This is a genomic window from Flavobacterium crocinum, from assembly GCF_003122385.1.
Classification (GTDB): Bacteria; Bacteroidota; Bacteroidia; order Flavobacteriales; family Flavobacteriaceae; genus Flavobacterium; species Flavobacterium crocinum.
In genome coordinates this window covers 3,723,175-3,733,183 of record NZ_CP029255.1, presented here as the reverse complement: position 1 = coordinate 3,733,183, position 10,009 = coordinate 3,723,175, and the positions used below count along the sequence as shown (strand labels likewise).

Annotated in this window: 8 protein-coding genes and 1 pseudogene; 5 read left to right on the top strand and 4 right to left on the bottom strand. The window is 34.7% G+C overall.

Features of this window, described 5'->3' with window-relative positions; genetic code table 11:
* Positions 1–136: 136 nt before the first annotated feature.
* The 4 genes from HYN56_RS16635 (at position 137) to hxlA (ending at position 5,014) form a co-directional block, all read left to right on the top strand.
* Positions 137–2,137 carry a GAF domain-containing hybrid sensor histidine kinase/response regulator gene (locus HYN56_RS16635; protein ID WP_240622570.1) on the top strand — a complete coding sequence of 667 codons (2,001 nt, stop codon included), beginning with the start codon at positions 137–139 and terminating at the stop codon, positions 2,135–2,137.
* 441 nt (positions 2,138–2,578) lie between these two features.
* Positions 2,579–3,457 (top strand): helix-turn-helix domain-containing protein, encoded by an 879-nt coding sequence (locus HYN56_RS16630; RefSeq protein WP_109193206.1) that lies wholly within the window; start codon positions 2,579–2,581, stop codon positions 3,455–3,457.
* Between the two features lie 322 nt (positions 3,458–3,779).
* Positions 3,780–4,346: a 6-phospho-3-hexuloisomerase gene (hxlB, locus tag HYN56_RS16625; protein ID WP_109193205.1), complete on the top strand. Its 567-nt coding sequence runs from the start codon at positions 3,780–3,782 to the stop codon at positions 4,344–4,346.
* A gap of 29 nt (positions 4,347–4,375) precedes the next feature.
* Positions 4,376–5,014 (top strand): 3-hexulose-6-phosphate synthase, encoded by a 639-nt coding sequence (hxlA, locus tag HYN56_RS16620; protein WP_109193204.1) that lies wholly within the window; start codon positions 4,376–4,378, stop codon positions 5,012–5,014.
* A gap of 90 nt (positions 5,015–5,104) precedes the next feature.
* On the opposite strand, the gene HYN56_RS16615 is transcribed toward hxlA, so the two are convergent.
* The 3 genes from HYN56_RS16615 to HYN56_RS16600 form a co-directional block, all read right to left on the bottom strand.
* Positions 5,105–6,448 carry a serine hydrolase domain-containing protein gene (locus tag HYN56_RS16615; RefSeq protein WP_109193203.1) on the bottom strand — a complete coding sequence of 448 codons (1,344 nt, stop codon included), beginning with the start codon at positions 6,446–6,448 and terminating at the stop codon, positions 5,105–5,107.
* Between the two features lie 221 nt (positions 6,449–6,669).
* Positions 6,670–7,092: a DUF2141 domain-containing protein gene (locus HYN56_RS16610; RefSeq protein ID WP_109193202.1), complete on the bottom strand. Its 423-nt coding sequence runs from the start codon at positions 7,090–7,092 to the stop codon at positions 6,670–6,672.
* Between the two features lie 255 nt (positions 7,093–7,347).
* Positions 7,348–7,998 (bottom strand): outer membrane beta-barrel protein, encoded by a 651-nt coding sequence (locus HYN56_RS16600; protein WP_109193200.1) that lies wholly within the window; start codon positions 7,996–7,998, stop codon positions 7,348–7,350.
* A gap of 642 nt (positions 7,999–8,640) precedes the next feature.
* Here HYN56_RS16600 and HYN56_RS25215 point away from each other — a divergent pair.
* Positions 8,641–8,760 (top strand): annotated as a pseudogene (locus HYN56_RS25215) (XRE family transcriptional regulator); the annotation flags it as partial.
* A 590-nt stretch (positions 8,761–9,350) separates the two neighbouring features.
* On the opposite strand, the gene HYN56_RS16590 reads toward HYN56_RS25215, so the two are convergent.
* Positions 9,351–9,989: an MEDS domain-containing protein gene (locus HYN56_RS16590; protein ID WP_109193199.1), complete on the bottom strand. Its 639-nt coding sequence runs from the start codon at positions 9,987–9,989 to the stop codon at positions 9,351–9,353.
* Positions 9,990–10,009: the final 20 nt, after the last annotated feature.

Below are 10,009 nucleotides of genomic sequence, written 5' to 3'. Positions count from 1 at the left end.
TAGGAATAAACTTCTTATACAAAAAAATAAAAACATGCAATTCATACACTACCTGTAAATTATATAAGAAATACCGCATAAAAATATAAATCTAAAATGAAATGATTTTATAAATTTAAGGTTTAATCTACCTGTCATGAGAAATGCCCCTTTATCCATGCCTCATACTGAATCCGAACGTCTAGAAATTTTAAAGCGTTACAGCAATATGCTGGAGACTCTTCCGGGACATGCTTTTGATGATGCCACTTCTTTGGTATCCTATATCTGTAGTGTACCCATTGCATATATAGCTTTTATAGACGAAAACCGCCAATGGTTCAAATCTGAAATTGGTCTTGGGTTTTCTCCTGTTCCTCGCGAGATTACTTTTAGCCGTTTTACTATAATGGATTCTTCTCTGGTCGAAATCCACGATACGCTGCTCAGTGAACGTTTTAAAGATGATCCTGACGTTAAAGGCGGCCTCAAAATCAGGTTTTATGCAGGAATGCCTTTAATTACTCCGGAAGGCTATGCCGTTGGGGTTTTATGCGCTGCTGATCATGAACCCAGAACGCTTAATGAAAGTCAAAGAAGAGCGCTTCATATCGTAGCACGACATGTTATTACAACCCTTGAACTTGGAATAAAAAATAATGAACTACTCGGACAGAAAAAAATTGCTGAAAGTGCCATAATAGCTAAAGAATCTTTTTTGGCCAACATGAGTCACGAAATCAGAACGCCCCTTAATGCGGTTATTGGATTTACTGAGCTTCTGGCAGGAACCCGCCTTGATAAACAGCAGCGTGTTTTCGTACAGGATGTACAAACGGCCGGAGATAATCTTCTGCTCATCGTTAATGATATACTGGATCTTTCCAAAATTGAATCAGGCGGACTTTCACTTGAATTACAACCTTTCAATTTAAAGAAGTCGCTCCGCCATGTTTATGATCTTCTAAAGGTAAAAGTTGCCCATGGTGTCGAATTCAACCTGTTTCTGGATGCTGAACTGCCTGAAATTATCACAGGCGATCAGGGAAGGCTGAATCAGATAATGGTAAATCTGGCAGGAAATGCACTTAAATTTACTACCGAAGGAGAAGTAACTATATCTGTTAAAAATAAAGGAGAAACAGAACATGATTATCTGATACGGTTCTCGGTTAAAGATACTGGAATCGGAATTCCCAAAGAGCACCTGGAAAGCATCTTCGAACGATTTACACAAGCTCAGGAAGACATTACCAGAAAATTTGGAGGAACTGGTCTGGGGTTGAGTATTGTCAAAGAATTAGTAGAACTGCACAATTCCAGAATACAGGTTAAGAGCCGTGAAGGAGCAGGATCAGAATTTTATTTCACAGCTGCTTACAAGAAACCGACTAATGAGAAAAAGAAACCCAAAATACTTCCTGTAAACGACCTTGGCAGGCTTAAAATACTACTGCTGGAAGACAATCGTCTCAACCAGAAACTCACGCAGAATGTCATTGAAGGATTCGGATTTGAAATTGATACTGCCGAGAATGGAGATCAGGGAATTGAACTACTTTCTGAAAACCGCTATGATTTAATATTAATGGATCTTCAAATGCCTGTTCGTGACGGTTATCAAACTACGCATTATATTCGTAATGAACTCAAAAATGAAATTCCTATTATAGCTATGACCGCACATTCTCTTGCCGGTGAACAACACCGCTGTCTGAATGCCGGAATGGACGGTTATGTACCAAAACCTTTTAAGCAGCACGAACTTCTCGAAGCAATTAAACAAGCATTAAAAAAAGAGCGACGTCCTTTTATTGCGCCCAAAGCTGATTTATCTGCAATTGAACAAACTGACCTTATAAAACCCGGCTGGAAAAAAGAAGTGACTTCTCAGTTTATCCAGAAAGCTCCTTCCGAACTAAAAGAACTACAACAAGCCGTTTACCGAAATGATTTCAGAATAGTATTGCAAACTGCCGAACAGCTTCAGGTATGGTTGCATCTGTTCCTGCTAAAAGGCCTAAGCACAGAACTCTCTTTTATAGAAGAACAGGCCCGCAAAAAAGAATTCACTGCTGAAACTGCCGACTATCTAAATATATTACACTGCAGCATTCAGGAAATCATAAAAGAATTGCAAAAAGAAAATGACAGTTGATGGTAAAAAGACATCTATTTTTTCTCTGATATAAAAGCGTTATTAATTAGTACCCAACCACTATTTACTTAAACAGGAATTGATAATTTTAAGAAATAAGGTTACTTTTCTCTCAATTTTGTAGGTGTATAGCCATGTATGTTGAAGGAAACAACTATTAAATAGTCGTCTCCTTTTTTATTTATACAAAAGCATAACATTCAGAGCTTTAACTTTAAAAACTTAAAATCAAATCAAAAAAGATTTCTACAAATTATCAAGATCTCATCCTTATATCTTAGAACGAAAACTATTTTGACTTCTATTTTCATGATTTAGAACATTAAAACAATAGGTTTTCTTAAATTTGCAGATTTCTTTAAAATACCACTTTTACAACTTCCGGATGGATATTTTTTTAGAAAGAAATATTAAAACACACTATAAAACATTTCTCGTCAAATGGATTTAAAAAGATTCAACCTTAAACAAAATATTCAAAAAAAAGAAGACAAAAATCTCTCTTTCAGAGTTTTTGACATAGACAATTCAAACATTAACGAATATCTGAATCCACACAAAAATGATCACTTTTTTATTCTAATAGTAGAAAAAGGAAAAATTGATATTCATATTGAGGATAATGTTTTTAATCTAAAATCAGAGAAAATATCAATTGTATTCCCAGACCAAATTAACTTCATCTCCAATCCAGACAGCGATCTGAAAGCTAAAATTATTTTGTTCGAAGAAGTTTTATTCTGCTCTGACATATTGAAAAATGAATTAAGTCCTTATAACGTCAATTTATCAGCGAATCTTAACTGTAACGCGCTGAATACAGAAGAATTTCAACATGCTTTGACACTTGTAGAAAGCATTCAAACGATTTACAATAGTCCAACACTGGTCAAAAAAGAACAGGCGCGCTTTTACATCAAAATATTTTTATTGGGACTTATTGAATCTATTCACGGCCAGCACCCAATATTGCATCAAAAAACGAATCAGCATGTTTATATTGCTTTTAAAAAACTGCTTAACGAAGAGTTTAAAAACCAACGAACAGTGCAGTATTATGCAGAAAGACTCGGTATAACGCCTAAAAAACTCAATGAAATAACCAAGAAGCACTGTAGTGAAACGGCTATTAATGCCATTCATAACAGGATTTTAAAAGAAATCAAAAGACAGCTTCTGTTCTCCGACCTTTCTCATAAAGAAATCGCATTTAATCTTGGTTTCAGCTCTCCATCCGCTTTGAATAAGTTTGTGAAATCAAAACTTAAAGAAACCCCAACCGAACTTCAAAACGAACTCTCACAGATTTATAACGCATAATCTATTCTCTATTCTCTATTCTCTATTTTCTATTTTCTATTTTCTATTTTTATTAAAAACGGCGCAAATTTATATCGCATAGTCCCGTTTTTATAACATCCTCCTTTTTCCCTGCTCTACTTTTGCAACAGTAAATACTACTGATGCAAAAATGTATAAATCCCTATTACTATATAAGCAGCGCAGATCTTTTTTTTCATTGCACTCATCTGCCTATTAATCTGGTACTATTCAATAGTATCATTATTTATTCTACTTGCCTTTGCACTGTTTTTTTGAGAAAGACAGCAGGCATTTATACGCTTATTTTTAAATACAAAATATGAACAACAATAGCTTGATAAACCAAAATCTTAAGACCATTTTAGAAGAAAACCTAAAATTGGCAGATCAGATCAATCCTCAGGAAATTGATGCATTGGTGAACAAAATTAAATTGGCCAACAGAATCTTTTTTATGGCGGCCGGCAGAAGCGGACTTGCCTTAAAAATGGCTGCTATGCGTTTTATGCACCTGGGGTACAACGTATATGTGGCAGGCGAAACCACTACTCCCGCTATTCTTGAGAACGACCTGCTTATTTTAGCATCTGGATCCGGCACCACTTCTACTGTGATCTCCGCAGCAGAAAAGGCAAAAAAACAAAATGTTGCAGTTGTCGCCATTACAGCCGACTCAAAAAGCAAACTGGCAGAAATAGCAGATAGTATACTACTTATTAACGCTGCAACTAAAACAGACTTTGGTGTTTCTGTTTCTCAACAATATGCAGGAAGCCTTTTTGAACAATTTACATTATTAATACTGGAGAGCATTTTTATGAGCCTTTGGCAGGAATCTGGTTTAACCAAAGAAGACCTTTGGCCTAAACACGCTAATCTGGAATAACTTTTTTTTACTTTTTAAACATTTTAGACATGACAAAATTACAAGTTGCAATTGATTTACTTACTACAGAAGCAGCATTAGAACTTGCCGGAAAAGTAGCGCCTTACGTTGATATTATAGAATTGGGTACGCCTCTTATTAAAGCCGAAGGTCTTAGCGTTGTAACAGCTATGAAAGCAGCTTTCCCGGATAAATTGGTTTTTGCTGATATGAAAACGGCAGATACCGGAGCTTTGGAAGCAGAAATGGCTTTTAAAGCAGGTGCTGATCTTGTTACCGTAATGGGAACTGTTGACGACGCTACTATTAAAGGTGCTATAGAAGCAGCAAAAAAATACGACAGAAAAGTTGTTGTTGATACTATTGGAGTAAAAGACAGAGTACAAAGAGCTAAAGAAGTTACCGCTTTTGGAGTAGCTTTTGTGGAACTACACGCAGGTCTGGACGAGCAGGCTTTACCTGGATATTCTGTACAAACACTTATCGGTGAAGGAAGAGAAGCAAAAGTTCCTTTTTCTGTTGCGGGCGGTGTAAATATCGATACCATAAAAGATGTTGTTTCAGCTGGTGCAACTGTAGCTGTAGCAGGTGGTGCTATTTATGGTGCTGCTGATCCGGCTGCTGCCGCTAAAGCATTAAAAGAAGCTATAAGCACTGTTACTGCATAATAATTGATTCTTTAAGGCTGGAACACTTTTACAGGTTCTGGCCTTTTTTTTGCAATATTTTAAAGTGTAATATTTTACATTTTAAAATTATCAACGAATCTTTCTCCATTCGAATGTACCGTTTTGCTTTACAATGATACTCTCTGTATTTTCACCGGAAAGCCTGAATTCACAATGTGCATCTAATAAATTAGAGAACTGAAACTGAGTCTGAGACTGGAAAATAAGATTAAATTTACCCTGACCCGAAATAGCGGCAACCAATCCCGTTTTTTCTTTTGTAATAGTAATAGTTCTGCCCGGATCCGAAACCAGCTGATATTTCCCTATATATTTTTTAAGATTTTCATCTGTTAAGGCTATTTTTGTCTGAAATGATTTTCCTATCATAATTTCGGGTACCCGAATTGAAAGTTCATCTCTGGGAGCATCTTCGGAATTAAAAAGTAATACTACATAAAGATTTTTTTCAGGAAAATAACCTGCATAAGACGTAAAGCCATTTTTATTACCGCCGTGATCTATTTTTTTAATAGGATTATCACTGTTGATATTCCACCCAAAACCATAATTGACAAGCGTGCCATCTTTAAGTTTATAAGAACTAACGGCCTGATTCAACAGCTCTTTACTTAAAATACTATAAGACATCAATCCATTATTCCATTTCTCCAAATCAGCTGTATCAGAAAGAAGCCCTCCGGCTGAATAGCCTATTGTTGCGCTCCAGAATTCTGCTTTTTTATAGTTATCCCCGTCTTTAAAATATCCTGAAACACGATTTGGAATAATATTTTCGTCACTGTCATAATAAGTATGCTCCATCTTTAAAGGCTCAAAAATATTCTTTTTTAAATAATCGGCATATTTCAGACCGCTTACCTTTTCGATAATAAAACCTAAAAGTATATAATCTGAATTACAATATTTATATGCTGTTCCGGGTTCAAACTCCAGAGGTAATTTTTCGAATACACTAATTAATTCTATTGGTGTGTAGTCCATTCTCTCACCAAATTTTTGATTTGTCTCAACTTGCAAATAATCTTTAAGTCCTGAAGTATGTGACAAAAGATGATGAATTCGAATATTTTTGCCCTTGAAACTTTCAATGTACTTTTCCAAAGGATCATCGAGATCTATTTTTCCTTTTTCAACCAGCTGAAGTATAGATACGGCAGTAAATTGTTTTGTAATGGAAGCAATACTAAAAACCGATTTAGATTCTAAAGGAACATTTAATTCTAAGTTCGCGCAGCCAAAAGCTTTTTTGTAAACCACTTCGCCATTTTGCGATATGAGAACAGAACATCCAGGGGTTTTCTCTGAAAAATTATTTTTAAAAAGATTGTCCAGATCCTTCTCAAATCCGTTAGACTGGCTGTAAACACTTAAGTTTATTAAAAATGTAAAAAGTAAAACAATTGTTTTCATTTTCTTTTGAATTACAATATGCACTAGTATTCTGTCTTCATTAAATATCTATTTCGCTGAATAAATATATTAAAAAAATACTGACTTATAACGCATTACCATTTTCAATCGTGTATAGGTTGGAAAAACGAAAACGGCAGAAAAGAAAAACAGCTTAACCTTTTCCTTTAGAACTCCCCCATTTCCATAAGCTTTCTGTTTATTTTTCCAATAAACTATTTTTAATGAGCAGTACTCATCTTGATATAAATTTTTGTCTCGGGTGCAGCTACATTAAATTTTGCGTCTTCATATTTAGGTGGTCCCATAAATCCTTTTGCATTATTTGAGCACGCTACCGGTTCTTTTGGCATTCCTATAAAATATTTGTCCAGTTTGCCATTACTATTCTTGTCCTGATAAACCAAAACGGTATATTCACCGTTTGGAATTCCTGCAAAATGAACTAATGCAGCATTTGATTTTATTGAGGATGAACCCGTTTTGTATGTCTTTTTCAGAAAGGTCTCTTTAGAATTATATAATTCTGCAACTAATACTCCTGTATTATCTTTTAAATTAGAAACGCTAACTGTAAGATTTGAGTTTTGTGCCAATGCCAAGCTGCTGCTAAACAGAAAAACAGAAACGAAGAATTTTATCATAATTGTTATTTTTGATTTTTTGAGGAAAAAATGATAACAATAGTACTAAGATGTTTCAATCTTAGCTATGACTTTTATCATGTTGTTTTTTCATTCCTTGACAAACCAAAAGATCAGTTTCTATTTTTCGAAAATCCCATAAAAAAGACAGATATAAAAAATACCTGTCTTTCTCTATACGCGATTAACATTCAAAATAAATTACTATTTGTACCAACTTCTATGGCCCTTTTTAAAAGTTTAATACAGCAGTGATTATTTACTGAAATTATAACTTAAAGAAAACCCAAGTCCAAACTGAAATGTTGAAACATAATCATTAACGGCCACAGGACCCCAATAATAGTCCCAGTAATAATCATATCCAACCGCTGCAGACATAGACTGTAGATAAGCATGAAGATTAATAGACAATGGCGAATTGGTTTTTACTTTCACACCACCTTTAATCTCCCAGGCAAAATACGTTCCATTGCCACTCCTTGGTGTTTCCAGTATGGCTACCCCCGCACCCGCACCAAGAAAAGGAAGTGCCTTCTGAGAGCTTGAACCAAAATAATAGGTATAATCTGCCAGTATGTAATTAATCGCACCTTTATCATCTCCGGCATTAACCTGAGTTCCAGGAGAAATGCTGCCTTCGTTTAAAGGAACTTTTGTATACAAAGGCATATTGGTATCCAGTCTGTTATATTTTAACTCTACCGAAGCATTATCCATTATAAAATATTCCAGACCTATTCCATACTCAAAACCATCTTCTACCTTAGCGTAGGAAGAGTCAAAATCCACTCTGTCGGAAAAAGTATATCCTCCGTACAGATTAAGCAAAAACGACTGGCTGCCTTGTGCCGACACCGCCAGTGAAAACAAAAAAAAGACAACTAATAAATGATACTTTTTCATAATTTTTAATTTTAGTTTGTAATAATGGAGTTATTATTAAAGCCCGTTAGTTAATAGAAAATGAATTAGGGATTGAATTAAGGCCTTATTTCCATCCAAAGTTATCTTACAAAACTAATTTTCGGTAAAAATGCGAAGTCAATTAGGTTTCAAATTATAAAATGAAACCATATTATAGGATATTTATCTAAAAAAAATACAACTTATTATAAAACAAACACTTAATCCTAAAAAGAATCCGTTTTAAAATTTAAATAAAAAAGATATTTTATGATAGAAAGAGACTTTCGGGTATCTTACTTTGTTTACCAATATTGCATGGTTAATATGAGCCGAGCCTATTACTCTCTAAATTAGGGAACCACCTCCTTATTTAACCGGATTAATCCCGATAGCTATCGGGAGGCCCTACGAAATATATCGAGCCAATGGCTCTTCTTAAACAACGAAAAGGTTATTGCCTAATATTAAAAAATTCCTTATCAATGAAAATATATTCTACCAATGGGTTTTATCTCTTTCAAGTAATAAATAGTAGCTCACAAAAGTTCCAGAGGAACAACAAATATTGTAGCAACGGATTTCAATCCGTTGAAATCAATTAACGCCTTTTAATAAAGTTCCGTAGGAACGATACATTTTACAATGAAACCCGTTGATAAGATTGTTCAATTATATGATGAAAAAATTGCTTTGTATGAAAGGATGTTGAAGGAGAAAGATGAGATGATGGCGAAGCTTGAGAAATTGATTGGGAAATGATTGTTTATAAGGATTTATTAATTTTTGAAAGAGACTTTAGAGTCTCTTTTTTAATTTGCGAAATATAGTATTGATATTATGGTCCGAGCCTATGGCTCTCTAAATGAGGGACGCGCATATTATTTAACCGGATTAAAATCCGGCCCTACGAAATATATCGAGCCAATGGCTCTTCTTAAACAACGAAAAGGTTATTGCCTAATATTAAAAAATTCCTTATCAATGAAAATATATTCTACCAATGGGTTTTATCTCTTTCAAGTAATAAATAGTAGCTCACAAAAGTTCCAGAGGAACAACAAATATTGTAGCAACGGATTTCAATCCGTTGAAATCAATTAACGCCTTTTAATAAAGTTCCGTAGGAACGATACATTTTGCAATGAAACCCGCTTGCACGGATTGACAATCCATGTCCACATCAGTAAGACATAAAACAAATCATTAAAACAAAAGTTACACAAATTAATGTGCTTTTTTATATTTACAAAGAGAACTAACCAATATTTGCGTGCACGGTTGCAAATCCGGACTATCGTTGCGGAGATAAATCTTTACGATTGACCTAACAAAAAATAAATGACAAATATTTAAGATTTTACCGAACCTGACCGCAAATCTGAAAGACTAGAAAGTAATGCCGAAGGCTCAACATATAATGGATTTTTGCTAATCTTTCCATCTTTGATTACGTAAGGATGTGTAAGCAATATATCTTTAAGTGTACTTTCGTTAAAGCTACTGATATCGTACATACAAATTAAGGAACAAGAATGTTTTGGAGTTAGTAGATTCAGTCTGGCTTCATATTCTAACAGTTCGTCTGTTCCTGGCAGGTTTTTGAGTGCCCACACCATATCACCACACGCTCTAACACTATCATACCCCGCTCTTGAAGATGATAATAAAGACTTTTCCAGCAAATCATACATTTCATCTGCAACAAACTTACCACCATTTATATAAGTGTTTTCAGAAGCCAGAACTTCCAATTGACCGCTAAGCAGTTTTTCAGTAATCGATACTCCGTTATCAGTCAAACAGCGACAATGCTCACCATGACGGTTTCCTTCGAGGATGTTAATGACTTTATCATTCGCTTCCAATCCCTCCAAAATATAAGGGATAATTACTTCATATTGTTGTTCTCTCGAATCGAAAAAACCACAAATATGCATTGGAGCTGACAATGATTCTCCACATACTGAAAAAGGTGCCTGTTTGTTCATATATCAAATATACGTAATTA